This window comes from Dolichospermum flos-aquae CCAP 1403/13F, assembly GCF_012516395.1.
Classification (GTDB): Bacteria; Cyanobacteriota; Cyanobacteriia; order Cyanobacteriales; family Nostocaceae; genus Dolichospermum; species Dolichospermum lemmermannii.
In genome coordinates this window covers 4,305,885-4,325,329 of the sequence record NZ_CP051206.1, presented here as the reverse complement: position 1 = coordinate 4,325,329, position 19,445 = coordinate 4,305,885, and the positions used below count along the sequence as shown (strand labels likewise).

6 protein-coding genes are annotated in these 19,445 nt (G+C 37.2%); all 6 read right to left on the bottom strand.

Features of this window, described 5'->3' with window-relative positions:
- Nucleotides 1-125: 125 nt before the first annotated feature.
- Complete coding sequence (locus tag HGD76_RS20655) at nt 126-14,060, bottom strand: LamG-like jellyroll fold domain-containing protein (RefSeq protein WP_168696882.1); 13,935 nt, start codon at nt 14,058-14,060, stop codon at nt 126-128.
- A gap of 265 nt (nt 14,061-14,325) precedes the next feature.
- Complete coding sequence (locus tag HGD76_RS20650; RefSeq protein ID WP_168694588.1) at nt 14,326-15,459, bottom strand: ISAs1-like element ISAsp2 family transposase; 1,134 nt, start codon at nt 15,457-15,459, stop codon at nt 14,326-14,328.
- A 156-nt stretch (nt 15,460-15,615) separates the two neighbouring features.
- Nucleotides 15,616-16,446 carry a DUF4347 domain-containing protein gene (locus HGD76_RS20645; protein ID WP_168696881.1) on the bottom strand — a complete coding sequence of 277 codons (831 nt, stop codon included), beginning with the start codon at nt 16,444-16,446 and terminating at the stop codon, nt 15,616-15,618.
- Between the two features lie 455 nt (nt 16,447-16,901).
- On the bottom strand, nt 16,902-17,549 hold the full coding sequence (gene purN, locus HGD76_RS20640; protein ID WP_168696880.1) for a phosphoribosylglycinamide formyltransferase: 648 nt from the start codon (nt 17,547-17,549) through the stop codon (nt 16,902-16,904).
- Between the two features lie 83 nt (nt 17,550-17,632).
- On the bottom strand, nt 17,633-18,412 hold the full coding sequence (locus tag HGD76_RS20635) for an ABC transporter permease (protein WP_168696879.1): 780 nt from the start codon (nt 18,410-18,412) through the stop codon (nt 17,633-17,635).
- Nucleotides 18,413-18,428: 16 nt separating this feature from the next.
- Nucleotides 18,429-19,439, bottom strand: a complete 1,011-nt coding sequence (gene fraD / locus HGD76_RS20630) for a septal junction protein FraD (protein WP_168696878.1) — start codon at nt 19,437-19,439, stop codon at nt 18,429-18,431.
- Between the last annotated feature and the right edge of the window lie 6 nt (nt 19,440-19,445).

Here is a 19,445-nt window from a genome sequence, read left to right as displayed (position 1 = left end):
ACTGAGAATTTTAACATTAGTCAGTTCTTAACAGGTGACAAAGCGGTTGAAGATGAGATGTGGCAACATTCAGGCTCTATCCCCTATGAAACAAGCTGTTTAGCCACATTGTCACCCGTTAAGTTTTAGATAAAGCTGAAATTAGTAGCAGTCAACCTGGTAGTATCAACTCCGTTCAAGATCGCAATAGTTGTATTGCCTACGATAATACTATTGTCAATTAAAGTCAGGTCATTGAAATCAAAACCAGCGCCTTGACCACGAATACCTAAGACATCAGTACCCATATCGAAGTCAATAATGGTGTTGGTAGTAGCAGGTATATCACCAGTGAGGATATAGAACTTGTCAGCACCAGCACCACCGGAGATTAAGTTACCACCACCCTGTTGAAGGTAGAAAATATCGTTACCTTCACCACCAAGAGCGCGATCGCCTGCACCCAAGAAGAAGGTATCATTTCCTGCGCCACCGGACATCCGATTACCACCTTTGCCATCAATAGCATAGAAGATATCATTGCCAACGTCACCAAAGACGCGATCGCCCTTACTCACATAAATAGTATCTGCACCACTACCACCAAAGATATTATTATCGCCAACTGGAGCCAGACTGACATCTACCTCATCATCTCCAGCGCCAGTAAATACTATGTCCTGTTCCCCATCCAAATCTGTGGGGGATATGAGTTTATCATTGCCAGGTGTACCGGAAACTAGGTCTTGAGGTTTAGTGATGGGATCTGATCCTTCCTGGAATTCACCTGCCCGTAATGGTAGAGCAGTTTGTAAGCCAAAATCAGTAGCTAATTCATTTTGTCCACGACGTAAAACATCTGTATTAAAGTGCCGTTGGTAAATTTCCCCATAATTACCAACTGCTTTTACCATCTTCACAGCCCAATCACTTGACAAACCAAGCATTTGGCCGATATTGCCTTCTAACCCTAAAAATTGACGAATCTCGCTGCTGTCATTATTACTGGGGTTGTTATCGGTATTGCGGGCTAAAATTTCATCAATATTTTGGGAAGTAATACCATATTCTTGTGCTTGGACTAAACCATGCGTCACCCAACGGACTACATCGCCCCAATCCGATTGATTTTCATCAATTACCATCGCTAGAGGTTGTTTGCTAATGTTGGCATTGAGTAAATGATGGTTATCAGGATCTGGTAAAAAAGCCATTGCTGCATATAACAAGGGAGTATCAAGAGATATCGCATCAATTTTTCCTAGTAAATAAGCGCCACTAAGCTCCTCAGCAGTGGTAAATTCGATAATTTCCGCATTAATACCATACTTTTTAAAGATATCCTCAAGATTTTGCCGCGAGTTAGTATTAGCACTGACACCTATTTTCCGACCGTTTAAATCAGGAAGGTTAACAACACCATTATCTTTCCTGGTTAAAACTCCTTGCTCTGTGTAGAAGTATATAGGTGTAAAATCTACTCCATATTGACCATCTCTGACTAAATCATGGGTGACTTGATGGACAGTAATATCAACAACACCATTAGCGACATGTGTGAATCTTTCCCGGTTGTTTAACTGACGAAATTCTACAGCCTGAGTATTACCAAATAAGGCAGAAGCTAGTGCTTTACTTAAATCAACATCAAAACCGACTAAGTTACCATTGCCATTAGGGAAGGAAAAACCAGGATTTCTACCATTAGTACCGACAATCAATTTACCACGCTTTAAAAGTTCGGTCAGTACATTCCGGTTACTATTCTCCATCAATTCTAAATCTTGGGATGTGCCGGAGAAAGGAGGAGAATAGATTAAACCACCTTCTGTCCACAATAAATTCCTTTCTCTTTCTACTTCTGGGAAATGACGCTCATATATTTCACCATAATTACCTATGTCTTCAATAATCTTAGCCGCAAAGTTATTTGGTAATCCTAATCCCTCGCCTAAATTCCCTTCTATGCCTAAAAAGCGCCGAATACCTGCTTCAGAATCATTATTAGGATTATCATCAGTGTTGAGAGCGATAACTTGAGCGATATTTGCAGAGGTAATCCCAAATTCTTCGGCTTGCATGGGTACATAAGTTACCCAACGAACTATATCCGCCCATTGTGAATCATTTTCCGGCACAATCAAACCGATGGCTTCTTTGGTGGAATTGTGGTCATAGAAATAGGTAGGACTGAAATCAATGTTGTGGGTGAGATCCCCTTCTGCGGTTTGAATAGTATGATTAGCACCAATGTCAACGGTTTTATTGGCTACAAGCTCAAAACCACTATTCAGGTCTGCATTAACCAGTTCAATCTTAGTTGCATTCCCAAAGATAGCAGCAGCTAAGGTTTTGGTAAATTCCAGGTCAAAATCAGTGGTTTGTGATGAGGTAGCAACTTTCAGATAACCACGTTTAATAATGTCATCATAAATTGTGAGGGTAGGTTTTTCTACCATGTCTAAAGTTGCTGAACTATAGACAATTTGACTATGAGCAGATGCTTCGGAAACAACAGCAGTTTGGAAAGTAGGTTCATCTACTAATTGAATAATGTTTGCTAAGTTGGGGAATGTGTTATAGGTTTGTCCATCATTTTGGATTAAGGCAATATCTACTCCGTTAAATTGGAGCGTACCAACCAAGAAACTAAATTGTTCTAAATTATTAACACCAAAACCCGTCTTGGAAATTTGGATAATATCGCCTTGAGTTGGGTCAAAATCAAGAATGAAGTCAATTCCTTGAGTGGGAGTGCTGTAATAGAATACATCTGCACCTTCACCACCATTGAGTAAGTCTGCACCTTCACCACCTTCCAGGATGTCTTCCCCTGCTCCCCCTAATAACCAGTCGTTATCTGCGTTACCAGCTAAATAGTCATTACCCGTACCACCTTCTAGGACATCATTACCTTCATTACCTTGAAGTTGATCATTTCCGGCATCACCTTGTAGTTGATCATTACCAGTGCCTCCTACAAGAATATCATTACCAGTGCCTCCAAAAAGTTTATCATCACCAGCACCACCATTGAGTGAGTCTGTACCGGAGCGACCTTCTAATATATCAGCGCCGTCTCCTCCCCAAAGAGTATCATTTCCTGCACCGCCATCTAAAATGTCGTTACCTGCATTTCCGGTGAGTGAGTCGTTACCATTACTACCTTTGAGGATATCGTCTTTGTTTGTGCCGATAATAGTGTCGTTACCTGATGTGCCATTGGACTCTAAACCTTTTTGACTACTATTAACGCTATCTGCTTCATTATCGTTAATAGTAATTAGGGCAGTTTTGGCAATAGGGTCAAGGATGTAACCATTACCAACATATTTGAGGTTAAGAGAGATGGTTTCTTTGGTTTCTTTAAGGTCATCATCAATGGCTGACAGGTTGAGAATAGCCCGGCTTTCTCCACCTTTGATGGTGATTTCTCCAAAGTTTGAGCCTTCAAAATTGAAATCTTGTCCTAATGTTGCTGTCCCGGAGAGGGTGTAAAGAATTTTCAACCCTTGGCTGGGGGCTGCTGCTCCCAGTTCAATCGTAAAACTTCCTTTTCCTTCTATACCTTCGGTGAGGATATCATTACTAATTACCTTCACTGTCTGGTTTGTGTTGAAGCTCTGATACTGTACCAAGAAGGTATTAGCATTGAACAAATTATTTAATTCAGCTTGTGCTTCTTCTGAGTTAATTGCACCTGCCAATAATTGACCAATTAAAGTAGGTACAGAACTATTAACAATCTTTTTAATGGGGGAAATACTGGGAAGAAAATCATCAATTGATCTTTCTAAGGCTTGGTTGGTAACTTGTTCAATCAACCGGTTACTGCTGAAGAGTAATTGAGCAATATCGTCGGTGGCATTGAGAATAATATCGTTTTTCAGTTTTTCATTTAATTTGGCTAGGAGTAAGTTAATGTCATCAATGTTATTGAGGTTAAAACCATTACCCATTTGCAAAACATCTTGTAAGGCGAGAATTACCTGAGTTTCAGCTTCTTCTTGTGAAAAACCCATTTGCTCTAGGATGCTTATGCCACCAAAGAATAGATTTATTGCCTCAATATGAGAAACTGCCATTTTCACCCCATTGATGTCACCTTCTCCAATTGCTTGATATGGGTTATAGGTATCAATATTGATATCATCTGAAACATGAAAGAAGGTTTTAATTAAATTGGCGGCATCATCACCTGTTAATCCTCGCTTGGTTAACATTGCTTTTAAACTAGTTAAAGGTGTAACCATGGTGGAATCCGCGCCGACAATTAATTGGTTTTGTACGGTTAACCCAGTGGTAGTATCAATTCCCCCTTCAGCGATAATTTGCCCTTCATCGTTATCAAAACTACCATTTCGATTCAGATCATATTCTTCGGAGATTTCCAGGTTGTAATTACCATTGCTGTCGGTAAAGGTAAACGGTTCATCTCCATCAAATTGATTATTGAAATTAGCATCCCAATAGACTAACGAACCCACCTGGGGGGCATTTGCTACTGAACCACTAATACCGTTTGCACCGATGCTAAATTCGGCGATTTTAAACCGGGCAAAATCATCGTTATAAACTGTTATGCCGAATAATGCTTTGACGGTGATATTTAAGAAAACTGATAAATCTCCGTAAAGTTCAAATAACTCTAGGGGTGTATCTAGACGGGAAATGATTTCTGAAACCCGTAATTTACCATCACTTGTATTCGTTTTTTCTCCTATGTCTTCTAAATCAAAGCCTACGTAAGCACCTAAACCACCTGTGACATAAGCACTGAGTATTCCAATATCTAAGCCAGCGCCAGCTCCTATCTCGGCAAGTATAGAAAGCTCATCTTTTTCGTAGCCATTAATATCCCAATCATTTACATAAAACCCGTCTAGGACTTTGTAAACATCTTCTATGCGGAAATCAGATTCTTGCCATTGTTCAATACCATAAGTATCGTAACCGACAGCTAAATCAGTTTTAGCAGAGAATGAACCTTGTAAAATCCCAGTAATAGGTGGAAAAATCGGGAATTTCTGTTCAATTTCAAAGTCAAAATTAAAATCAGGAATGTCATAGGTAATTAAATCAACTCCTGATTCTCCTAACAGAAGACTAACAGCGGTAGTTGGTGATGTGAGGATGGGAAAATTTAATCCTTCTAAACCTTTTAATTTACTAATCAAACTACCTTTTGAGGAGTTGTTAGCTTGGGTTTCTGTATTCTTGTCTAGGTTATCGGTTGTTTGAGCTGTATTTTGACCACTACCCTTGCTCGGTTTAACACTAGCAGCCTGATCTACTTCGTCTTTACTGGCTGCTTTGAAGTCTTCTAAGGAGTAATTACCAAAATTAATGGCGATACTTTCTTGAGTAGAGGAATTTTTAAGTAAATCTACAATTTCGGAAATTCTGGTAATTGTTTGAGCAAATTTTATGGCTTTGTCTATTCTTCTTTTCTGTTCAGGGGTTCGGCCTAAGGTTTGAGCAATTTCTAAAATAGAAACGCCAGGTTTTCCATCTTTATCAAAGACACTTTCTAGTCCGATATAGCCAAAGATTTTCGTGTCAGCGTTGAGAGCTTGAATTATTGGCTTGATGGGAGTAATAATCTTATCAGCAGTACTGATTACAGGTTTAACAACATTACTGATAAATCCTCCTAAGTCAAGAGTAATATTATTGAAATCAACGCTTAAGCCATTACTTCCAGCTTCGTTTTGATTACCGTAGTTAAATAGGGGTAAATTAGCAGCTAAATCAACACTAACGGCAGGAAAGTTTGTATTATTATTAATGCTGGTTTCGGCTGTTAATCCTAGATTAGCCTCTCCAGCAAATTGATAGTTGAAAAGGTCGGAAAAGTTTAGTTCTGGGTTGTTCTTGAAGTTGACAAGCTCGGTGATAGTGAGGCGACTGCCATCATCCAATAACTTTAGGACTTGTGGATCTGTGCTGAGTTTATCTCCATCATTGGGTTCGTATTTATTATTATTGTCGAAATCATAGTAGCTAATTTTGTTGCCTTCTATGGTAGTTTCTTTCGTCAGTCCTGCATAACTCCTTGTCGTGACATAATCTGCGCCTGTTACAGCCGTGTCATAGATATCGTTAATATCTAAGGTATTCCCTACAAGAGTTGTGTTATTTTCTTGGCTATTACCAGCAGCTTGTGAGAATGAAGCAAGTTTTGTCAACTGAGTATATAGTTGAGTTGCATAGCTATGGTTATCAGTGACAGATAATGCACCAGGTTGAAATAGATCTGACCAATTTACGAATATATCTAAATCTGCGAGATTACCATCGAATCCCAATGTGTTGCTAGTATGCAACGCGACTACTCGAACAGCATCGGAAGGATCTAAGCGATTTTCTGGTAGATCAAGAACATTATCATTTATGACAGAATTTGGTGACGTATCTAATGCATAATCTAATAAATCAGACTCAAATAATGGACCAGCAGGATCTAGTCCCACGATACTATTAATAGACGTACCTGTTAAAGTTTTATAACTTTCTCCCGCATTACCCATCACATGAGCGCCTAAGCTATGACCAATCAATTGTGTTTTGGTGGTATTTATATTTGCCGCTTCTAAAAATTTAGCTAGTTCCTCACCTATTCCTACTACTTTATTGGCGTTTTCTCGATATTTTGATATACCACTTGCTGCATCACTCCAATCCCATAAAATTACGTTTACATCTTCATTAAAGTAATTATAGATGGCACTGCCTAATTCTCGGAATTGTGGGTTGTCTCCAATAACACTAGATGTAAAACCATGAGTAATGACAAAAGTAAACTTGTTTGGATCAAAATTTGCAAAAGATTGATTAAAGTCTAATACCGTTTCATTTAACAACAAATTAGCTGTAGCTTTATATGTTGTATACTCTTTAAAAGGATTTTGAGTAGGTTTTGTTTGTGTAGTTGTTGAAGTCAACACTCCACCAGGAACGCTGGAAGATTCGACTGAGGCTGTTTTATAATTGAGATATGTTTCACCAGCATCAAATTTGCCATTACTGTTAGCATCAAGAAAAGCAATTCCCGTACCTTGGATAAATTCGCCTTCTCCTTCTATATTCAGGTCGCCATCCAAAATCAAATTATTATTTTTGTCTAGTTTCTTATCAACTTTTGTGGTTTCTGCTAAATCTGCTATTCCGTTGCCATTGGCATCATAATAATATTCCAATTTCTTTGTACCATCACTCCCAATTGCTACAACTTTTTTAACAATTTTAAATGGCTGGTCAAACTTCGTAGGATCAGTGGTAAAAAGCTCGCCAGTATCTAATGTTCCGTTACGATTAACATCAAAGTAGTATTTACTATTGTCTTTGGTTATACGATAAATTCCCTCGCCTTTTACGAAAGATTCTTCGTCATATAAGCTATTTCCATTGGTGTCAATGGTTTTAACCCCACTAGCAGGTTTCAATTCACTTTCAATAATACCTTTTTCGTTGATATTCGTAAAAGGTTCATTATTATCTAACTGTCCATTACCATTGACATCAAAGAATTGAACTCCCTGAGAGTTATCTAAATCATTTAAACTAGCTTCAAAACTAACTTCCAGTTTGGTGGGATTGTTAGCATCGTCTGCGAAATCTAGTTTCAAGAAGCCTAAGCTGCCTTGCCCTTGAAATTGATCTAAATCAACGGTAACATCTGTTTTAAAAGCGGTTTTGTCTGTATCAATATAGAAGCCAAAATCATCGTGCAAACCAAAACCCAAAGAGAAATTGTAGTTAAAGTCAGCCTTTAAATCCCCTTTTGTTTCTAAGCCAATACTTAATGCTGGTATTCCCAAATCTGTGGAGAGAGGTATTTTAAAGAGGTTATAATTTTTGCTTATATCTAGCAGTACAGAGATTTCATTGTTAGTTACTTCTGTCTTAACTGTGAAAGCATCTTCACCAAATGTGTTGCTGAGAACATTTTCAATTATTTCTTTTAGCTTTGATGCAGTTAGATTGTCTGTTGAACTAATCGCATTTACTAAATCTTGACTAAAATATGCAATGGGATCTGGTGCAACTCCATCTAAACTACCAATCAAGGGTAAGCTCAGATTATCCATACTGTCTTGTAGTGATTTTAAGCCTTGTCCCAGTGCAGAGGCAGTTGCTTTGGAGTCTAGAATCCGATCTAATACATGAATTGTTTGGTCAGGGACGAATAAACCTTCATAGGTATTATCATCACTGGTGACTGCATATTTAATGGCATCGGCGTGATAAATTCCTGGTTCTGCAACACCATCATTACTACCCGTGATGGTAATGGTTTTCAGTTTGTACCACTCGTCTGGGCTGATAGTTATGGTAGTGGTTTGTTTTTCTACTTGCTCAATAGTATGGGTGATGGGAATGAAAATATCTTGAGAATTACCAGGATTATTAGGATCATTGATTGTTGCTGTTGCCTTAACCTTATACTGACCATCAGTAGTATTTTTATCTAGGTTATAAAGGACAACTTGCTGAATTTGATTCCAATTACCATCAATGATTTCCCCAGTGATGGGATTTGTTTCCTCACCAGTGAATGTTAATGTTACTTGTTGGGTGTTGTCGTTATCATTGCCATCATCAAAGACAATTGTTGTTGTTCCTGTTGGTTTTGATGTTAATTTTACATCAAAGGCGACTGTATCCCCTTTATCTGTGAACACTAGGCTTTTGAGTTCAACATTAAGATTGGAAACGCCTGTTGTGTTAAATTTATAAACATCTTTGTCAACGTTAACAAGAGTAGGATCATGAGGATTGACAAATTCAATTTCTGCCCCAGGAGTTAGGGTTATGTTGACCTCTTTTGTAGGTTCGCTGAGAAGGGATACTTCAAATGTAGCGGTTTCTCTTTCCCTGACAACGGTTTGACGACCTACTTCTACTATACGGATTCCGGGGACATCATCATCCTGAATACTGAGGGTGGCTTTTGATGTATTTCCATCGGGATCTAATTTGCCATTACTGTTAGTATCTTCACCTGGATCTAATTGACCGTTAAGATTAACATCTTCACCTCCCAAGGTATAGGTTGGATTTGTAGTATTAGACAGTAACTCAACAATAACGGTTTCTGCGGAAAATTTCGCTAGTTGCCCAACTTGAATCTGATTAATATCGTTGGTATTAAGTTTGACCGTTAGTTTGCCATTGTTATATTCTAATACCTCTGCTTCGATATTATTATCAAATTTGATTTTGCTACCTTCAGGCAGTTCTACAATTTGTGGAGTAGAGGATAATTGACTTGAAGGAATGATTTCTTTAGTTCCTCCAGGTGGAGTCCATAATAATTGAACAGCACCAGGTCCACCCTGTTCATGATATTCAAGCTTAATATTATATTCTTTACTGGCATCAAGTGTAATTTTATTACTGCTGTGTTCTGTAATAGGATGTGATAACCATTTGTCAATTATCGGTGTTTTGTTTTCAGTGATATCATCTTCAGAAATCCAAAGCCTGACTCCATCATCGGAGTTTGTAGAAAATGTATAATCACCAGGCTCTGTGGGCTTGATTTTACCTTCCCAAACGATTCCAAATTTGTCATCTGGTACTTTAGCATCAGGAGATCCAAAATTCCAATCGAAGTCAATTTTGTTATCACTCCGAGTTAATAATACGGAATCCTTAATGATTCTATTGTTATTATCAATACGATAATATCTACCAAGTAATCCCTTTGTTTTGACTCCTAGTTCTAATTCAAGATTATTGCTATTTGCAACAGAAGTGCTACTTAATACTTCTAAATCTAAATCTTCAACCAACTTGTCATCAACAGGAGAAACAATAATATTTGCTTGGATTTCTCCTGGGGCAATTCTGACAGTACCTTGTTGTTGGTTATTTTGGATTCGGTAATCTCCGAAGTCAAGTTTTCCATTGCCATTAAAATCTTCGCCATCATCTAAGTTGCCATTATTATTAATGTCCTCAAATAAAGTTGCACTACCACCGACAACTTTATAACCAACTACAATCCCATTACCATCAAGGGGTGCAGGGGCATTTAACTGAACAGTAAAGTAACTAGGTTCACCAAAAAGTTCAGATGCAGTGGGTCCAGCAATGATTCTGGCTGTGGGTAAATCGTTGTCTTTAATGGTAACGTCTAGTGTGGTTAGGGTTTTACCATCGGTGGTAACAATAGGTGCGGCACGATATTGATAATCTGTATCACCAAGAATCAGTTTGTAATCATTACTGGTAGTGTTATCCTTTCCTGATACTTTGAGTAAGTAATCTCCAGCAGCTAATCCATTTAATTCAATTCGCTCTTTATTTCCGGTGGATAGAGAATTTTTAATTGCCCCATTGATTAATTTGCCATCGAATTTCCCAGCATTGTTAACACTATTAATTAAGGTATCTCCTGTGCCTTCGTTAATTTGATAGTAAGCAACTAATCCTGCTTCATCGCCCTTCAGAGTCCTATCTTTGTTAGATTCAATTTCTTCTTGACTGCGAGCTACATTCCAAAGGCGAACTTCACTAATTTCCCCTTGGAAATAGTCACCATTATTGCCTTTAGAGTTCTTACCAAGAAGAATACCTGCTACATCAATTGAACTATAATTGCCATCATAAGTAAACTGATTAACTAGCATCCCATCAAGATATAACTTTCCTGACTTAATGCCGTCTCTTAAAACAGTTAAATGATGCCAATTACCATCATTAACCTTAGTTACAGAACTTCCGCCATCACCAGTTAAACCGCCTGTCTGAAAATCAAATTTTGCCAATCCATCTTTTAGATACACGCGCCAAAAATCGCCTGTACCTGCACTTATTAAAGTACCGGAGGATGCTGTTGTTTTAAACCATAGTTCAATACTAAAATTACCATCACCTCCAATTATAGCTCCACTTTCAGAGGGAATTTCTACATAATCATCAACACCATCAAAAGTTAAACTGGATGAATTGGGATACAACTCCAGATTGAGATCGCCTTTGGCATTAGCAAACTGAATTTCTACAAAGTCCTTAGCAGTTCCTTCGGTGGGGAGAGTGAACTTATACCAATCTATGTCAGTAGATGTTAATGAGTCTATGGTTAACCCAGTCCGTTCTATTCCTCCAGTAATTTTCCCTAAATCAAGTCCCTGATCTGGTGTGTTATTATTCCACTTTGATTCAAAGTCTTTAATATTGCCGGTTTCTACCTTAAATTCAATTTGGCTAGTTTGGAAATATTCAACTACTGAATCATCTAGCGCTGTCACCCGCACTGTTTGTGCTTGATTCCAGTTGTTTTTATTGAAGGTGAGGGTAAGGGGTTCGCCAATATCTTCATTATTGAGTTGAAACTGGTCAACTTTGGGAGTCATGATCACTCGAATTTCACCCACTGGCTGACTATTCAATTTGACAGAATAGATGTTTTCTCTTCCTTCTTCTACCTGTCCAGGGGGTGTAATGATAATCTTGGCTGTATCAATCTTCGCTGGATCACTATCTTCAGTGTTGGTGAGGGGGATAGGATTAATATTCAGCTTATTGTAGTTAGGATCTTCGCTGGTGACAGTGGTAATAATATTGTAGGGGACAGTACCATCGGCAATATCATCGTTAATTCCCACAACTTGGAAAGTTTGAGGGCTATTCCAGTTATTAGCGTTAAAATTGAGACCGATAAAATCAGAAGGTTCGGAATAGGTTTTAGTCCAAGATGTCCCACCTTCCAAAATACCATTCAATTTGTTAACACTACTATCAATTAGGGTAGTTCCCGTTCCCGTGCCTTCGTTCGCTTGATAGTACCCAACTAAGCCAATTTCATCGCCATTGAGAATCCGATTTTTGTTGTCTTGAATTTCTTCTTGGGTGCGAGCGACATTCCAAATACGAATTTCATCAACTTCACCTTTGAAATAATTTCTATTAGCACGACTACCAATGTATAAGGGAGAGCCATTTGTAGTCCTTGTATCTGTTGTATCCCCTGTTTCTCCGTCTAAAATACCATCAATGTAGAGAGATAATTTTTCTCCATTTTTAACGAAAGCAACATGATGGGGTTGATTGTCATTGACTAAAGTAGTAGAAATAATTTTAGGATTTTTACTATTACCATCAATGGCTTTAACCTCAAAGCGTGCAACTTCAATCTCACCAGAATCTTTGATATAACGAATTACAAATGGATAAGCACCGTTTCCATTCCATTTTTCAATAATACTAGTCTTGTCACTTGTTTGCTTAGAATCAGCGTTAATCCATGCCTCAACAGTAAAGTCTTGATTATAATCAAAATTTATCCGATCTGAATTAGGAATCGTTACACGGTCATTTATTCCATCAAATGATAAGGATGTAGCAGTAGAAATTTTCCCTTCACTACTATCATTACTGCCGATATAAACCGTAACAGGTTTTGTCGGTTGACTGTTGAGTTGGATAGTGTAGGTTAAAAATGAACCATCTTCACTTGTAGACGTACCACTTGGTTTAGTGATAGTCACTCCAGCCGTATCATTATCTTGAACTGTCAAATTAGCAACGAATTTATTAGTAGCACTATCATCATTAGTAGCACTATCATCAACTTGATAGTTTGTTCCAGCTTTTAAAACGATTTTTACGGTTTCGTCGGTTTCATCAACTTTGTCATCTATGGTATTAACCGTGATGGTTGCACTACTTTGACCTTGGGCAATTTTAACAGCCTGGAATTGGTAATAATTTGTTGTAGTTGTGCCATTTGTAACGACTAAATCTAAGTCGCCATCTCCGTCTAAATCTTTTTTAGTTCCTGAAAGGTTGTTAACATCTATAGGAGTTAGCTCAAAACCATCTGTTCTTTCTTTCAAATAAACTTGATTAGTTGCTGGTACAGTATAATCTTCGCCATATTTAAAGTCTTTTCCATCTACTGAATAGAAAATTAAATTTCCACCAGTATCAGCACTCTGATCCAAATTAACAGTTAATTCAATTGTATTCCCTTCAATAATTGCTGTTGTGGAATCAGCAATACTAATACTCGCTTTGGGTCCTGTACTGCTGTTAAGAATGTTTGTTTTGGTGATACCATTATCGTCATCAAGATTGGTGATGATGATAGGTGTGGATACATTATTATTATTGTATTGATCATCCTTACTGCTTGCTTTGGCTGTAACTGTATATTTGATGTCTCCATCTACCAAAGTATCATCTAAACCTGTAATTGTGACACTTTGATATTGCTCCCAATTCTCTGGAGTAAAATCTAGTGAAGATTTGGAGAACTGCCCTTCTGTACCATCAATGTTACTAAATGTGATAGTTACATTTGCTGTGGGCTTAGAAAAGAGACGAATACCAAAGGATGCTGTATTTTCGTTTTTCGGTAAAGAAACATCTACAGTGCCATTATCCTTGAGGGTAACAGTACCCAGGTTAATATTTCCTGGACTATTGGGTTCTTTCAAGATTGCTTTAGAATTTGCAGGGATGCCAGAAATATTTACCTTACCTGCATCTATATTTGCCTGAGTGAGAGTAATTGTTTTAACTAGCTGTCCATCCTCACCAAATAGTTGCAGAATATTGCCCACTTCTGGATAGGGTTCAGCAGTGACTAATGGACTAAAACTTGATGTATAAGTGTACTCATAATTCCAAGATGTCCCACCTTCCAAAGTACCATTCGATGTATCAAAATCACTACTATTAATTAGGGTAGTTCCCCTGCCTTCGTTGGCTGGATAGTAAGCAACTAAACCATTTTCATCGCTATTGAGAGTCCTGTCTTTATTGGATTCAATTTCTTCTTGACTGCGAGCGACATTCCAAATGCGAATTTCATCAACTTCACCTTTGAAATAATTTCCCTTGTTACGACTACCAATGTATAAGGGAGAGCCATTTGTAGTCCTTGTATCTGTTGTATCCCCTGTTTCTCCGTCTAAATTACCATCAATGTAGAGAGATAATTTTTCTCCATTTTTAACGAAGGCCACATGATGGGGTTGATTGTCATTGACTAAAGTAGTAGAAATAATTTTAGGATTTTTAGAGCCATCATACCGTGCAACTTGAATCTGACCACAGGGGAAACGCATCTAAATTATCTTGACAGAATACTATATTAGTGCATCAATATGGGAAAATATCTAACTTCATTCAAAATCTGATAAATTCCTTTATTAAAATTATAAAAATTTCATAAATTTAGAGTAAGTATTTATTTTTAATGATGGATTTATTTTGTTCAGTTCTATATATTAATATCTATATTTTTTGGCATCAAAAATATAGATTCTATTGTAGAATCAACAGAAAAATAAATTGGTTATATTTATATTTGTCTATATTTTCTGATTTTTATCAGATACATTCTAAAATCTTCTCTAAATATTCATCATCCCATCCTGCACAAAACTGCTTACTTTTAGTTCCTAGTTTTTGGCTTTTTTCTTTTCCTAAAAGATTAACTGCTATATGACGAATAACTGCAAAGTTTTGTGGTGCATTATCCTTTCTTATCCGACAATCATCTTCTCTAAAAGCTACATCTAAAACCCAGTGTAATGAATTCTCTATACCCCAATGAGTGCGGACTGATTCTCCTAGTAATTTCGCATTATTTGTCAAACTACTTATATAATAGCCTGTCTCAACCTTCGTTTTTCCATTAACTTTTCGTATATATTCTACCATTCCTACACTTTGAAGATTTACCCATTTCTTATCAGTATCTATTCTTTCTTCTATGTCTGATAACATGAGATAATGACGAATCTCTTCTCTTCCATGTTTGTCTTCTTTTGTATGAAATTCACTATATTTGAATCCCTCAAACCCTTTAGATATAGCTTCTTTGAAGATTTCTTCTACATTCTTATATAAATTACCTTGATTCTTTTTGAGTGCGATAATATATTCGCCTGATTTTTCTGCAATTGATTTTACTATCTCTTTTTGACACCCCATCGCATCAATCGTTACTAAACATCCGGCTATATCTAATACTTTAATTAATTCCGGTATGGCTGTTATTTCATTTGACTTTTCTTCTACTTTACATTGTCCTAATACTAATTTATTACTAGTTGCCCATGCACTTACCATGTGAATCGCACCTTTATCCTTTCCTTTATCATATGAATGCCTTAATGTTTTCCCATCTATTGCTATGACTTCTCCTTCTGTAATTTTATTGATAGATTTTATCCAACTCAAAAAACAATTCTGAAATTGTTGCGGATCTATTCTCGCAAATACTCTGGCGAATGTATCATGAGATGGAATCCCGTTTGGAAGTTCTAAAAATTGTTTTAGCCATTTTTCTTTCTTTTTTCCATAAGCCTCCATCAATACCCAACTATCTACTCCACAGATCACTGCACAAATCGCAATGGTTACTATATCTATTAATTTATGCCTTTTTGTTCTCTCAACTCTTTTATCTTCTAAATCTTTAAAGTGATCTACTATTGTGATTTTTGGTGGTAGCTTCATTTTGTGAATTTTGTCTCTTTAGTTTTATTGAGAATACCACTTCAACTCATTTTATTGATTCTTATAGAAACGAATTTACCATCAAATTTTCTTCATACTCATTTATTGGCTTGATATTAACATGGTAATACTGCCCTTTTTATCTATTCATAGAAGTTACATTTTGTCAAAAAAAATTAGATGCGTTTCCCCTGCTACAGTAGCGCCATTAATGGATATAATTTGATATTTATTAACTCCACTAATAAATACATTATTTTTACCGATAAAAAAGATGTCATTCCATGTGTTTAGAGTAGGAAGAGAACTTTGCAAGTCAATGTAGTAGTTGCCATTTACATAAACTCCTGAGTTAATTGTTCTCAAATCAATAACATCTGGTCCTGTGGTTGTAGCTGCGGTTTCAATTGCGTTTCTTAACGAATCGCTGCCACTATCATTAGTATTCGTTACTTTAAAAACTGCCAGCACACCCTGATAATTATTGCGGATTTCAGGCGCTAACACAGACTCAGCTTCAATATTCCCAGTAACAACCTCTAAATCCCAATCTCCCCCCAAAACCGAGTTACCAGTCAAATCATTAGACCCAGCAATATCCGCCCCAGTTAAATCACCCAACTGCTGAAGAAACTCTACCCCTAACTCCCCTTCACCCACATTACAGCCATAGAACAAAATATCAGCATTATCAGTCAGGGAATTACGCCAACCCTGTAAATAGGCACTATAAGCCTGTAAATTCTCATTATTAAGGACAGTATTACCCAACTGCACCATCCCCGCACCACCGTGGGAGATAATTTGCACACTATCAATATCACTGTAATTAGCTAAAACATTACTAATCTGTTCAATCCCGTCTTCATGACTATTTAGTATAAATACTTGCGTATCAGCACCGACATTTTCAACTAAAGCCTGATAGTTTTGGACTTGGCTATCAACAAACAGGATATTTTTACCGGTGACGTTATTGCTTTTCATGGTAGACCCCTGATTTTGAAGTTATATAAGTTAACTATGGAAGACTAATACAATTGTCATCAAACCTGGAACAAGAACCCCACCCCCAACCCCCTCCCCGCAAGCGATGAGGGGGCTAGGATGTACCTTATATGATTGGAAATCGCTGTAATTACTTATTTTTGATCTTTGTATCCCTGATGGAGCAAGGAAGTCAGGCAAATCAGATATCAATAATCCGTTTATTCGCCAGATTTGCGCGGTCTGATGCACCCTATTGATGTACCAGTTGCGTAAGTTATGATGAAAATAAAATACCAATCTATAAATAAGTCCGTATCCATATGTATGCTAGTTATTGAACTGGCACAACTTTCAAACGTAATGTGATGTAGGTCAGTGTGGGCTTCTCAGTGACTTCTCTAGGAGCAAACAAAAATCTCTATATTCCTTGTCTGTTCCCTATTCCCTGTTCCCTATTCCCCTTTTAACAGAGAAATTGCCATTGGTAAAATCCGATGCTCTTGGATTTGAATTCTCGCGTGTAGTGTTTCTGATGTATCATCTGGTAAAACGGGAACAGCCGCTTGAATTAAAATCTCGCCACTGTCAACTTCTAAAGAAACAAGATGTACAGTACAGCCAGTAATTTTGACTTTAGCGACTAAAGCTTGTTCTACAGCTTGCACGCCCTTAAAACTCGGTAATAAACTGGGATGAATGTTAATCATCCGATTAGGAAAAGCGTCAATTAAAACTTGTGTGACTAATCGCATCCATCCCGCCATAATCACGAATTCTACATTATACTGCTGTAATGTTTGGACAACTTTATGATCAAATTTTTGACGATTTTTGTAGTCCCGATGATTTAACAATACAGATTCTACACCCCAATTTTCAGCCCTAATTGCTGCTTTCGCATCAGGATTATTGTAAATTAGAACTTGAATTTGGGCGTTAATTTTACCGTCGGCAATAGCTTGGGCAATTACTTCAAAGTTACTACCATTCCCAGAAGCCATAATTCCTAGTTTCAAAGGCTGATTCGAGGAAACTTGGTGATGATAAATATCAGGATAAATGAGACTATCAGTAGTATTTATTGGGGAATCGTAAATCATAGACAATAATTATTTTCACAAAATTTTTTAAAGTCGAGAGTTTCAGATCCCCGACTTCTCTAAGAAGTCGGGGATCTTGTTATTTAAAATTCTCGTCTTAAGAAAATAAGAATGGCGATCGCTAACAACATAAAACTATAAAGCAAACCATATCCCGCATTGGTAATTAATGTAATTGTATCAGGTAGTGCTTGCAAACCGTAAACAGCATCATTCTTTAAATCTAATCTAGATAAATCTGGCAAAATTAGATATAAACTTTGGGTAATGCGTTCCATACCAGGATTCTGACTTAATTTACCTAATGCCACTAAATCTTGAGTAACATTCCCCATTAAATACACTGCAAATGTTAGGGCTGTGGCTATTAGTGAACTGGTAAAAACGCCCAAAGTAATGGCTACGGCAGTAATTAAACATAATTGAAAAAAGATGAATAGCGTAGCCAGAAAAATGCTAGTAACCGGATAGGATACTTGACCAAGTTGTAAGAATCCTAAATAAATTATTGTCATTGCAGTAATGAGGACAGCGATAACTGCTGATAACCCTAAATATTTACTAGCAATAAATTCACTGCGGCTGATGGGTTTGGCAATTAATACTAAAATAGTCCGTTTTTCGATTTCTTTGTTAACTAATCCTGTGCCGATAAATATAGCCACAATTAAACCAATGACGTTCATGGTTGCCAAACCAAAGTCTAAAAAGATTTTATCAAAAGCAGTGACAGTAAATTCGGGAATGGCACGGAAGGCAATACCCAGGATAATGGCATAAAAACCGATGATGTACAGGATGCGATCGCGGATCACTTCCTGAAATACATTCTTAGCCATGACGACGGTTCTAATTACATTCATAGTAATTACTTCTTCCTTATTGTTGTGCTGGTGGAGAACCCATGATAAATTTACTTGTGCGATCGCAAGTTAGACGGGCAACGGTATTTTTATTATCTGTTTGTTTACCAGAGTTAGATGGTTCTATCAAACAAGATTTTTTCCAGTAATATCCTTGAGAGTTGGCACTTGGTCCAGCCCAAATTGTCAAAATATCTAGCCTATATCCAGACTTGATATTGACGACACGGGGTTCAACTCGCCATAGTAGTCTTTCTTGGGATTTACCTAAATTACTATTAATTGTTCTTCTTCCCAAGTTGCCTAGTTGCTGATTAGCTTCTAGTAACCATTTTTCTACTTCACCCCAAGGTTTATTGGCAAGTTGTTGATTAATTAAGGGTTGCAGTTTATTTAAGATCAAATCACCAGTTTTTGGCTTTCGTGATTGTGGTTCTAATCTAATCACAAAAGCACTTTTCTGAAAATTATCTGCTCGTAAACTGGGATATTCTTTTAACCATTTATCTATCACAAAGTAAAACTGAAGCCAACAACTAATTAGCATACACCAAGCTAATAAAACTACAACTTTTTGACGATCTTGCAATTTAGGAAGTTTCGCGTTTGGCAATCCTCTACCGTTGCCTTCAAAGAAGTTAGGTATGGCTGTAACTAGGGCGGCTATTGTCGGCCAAATGACTATAGTATTAAATGTTAATCCACTCTCCTGGTATCCAAAGGCAAAGACGCTCACTAAAAAGCCCGTGATTACTGCCCCAACTGGCATAAAAGTTCCGGGAATTCTTAAAGGATCGTCCGTAGTATACCAAGTTGTTCCTGCTAATAAAAATAACCAACCACAAAAGGCAATAATATCCCTAATATACCCTACGGCAAAATATGATATTCCCCAAGAAAAAACACTCAAATAGATAAATGTTTGCCATGAGTATGCTTTGGCTGGTGTCAGAAATTTTTGCACTCCTGCAAATAAATCCTGAATATATTTAAATATGCCACCTATTTCCTTCAATAAAAAGTTCATGAGATT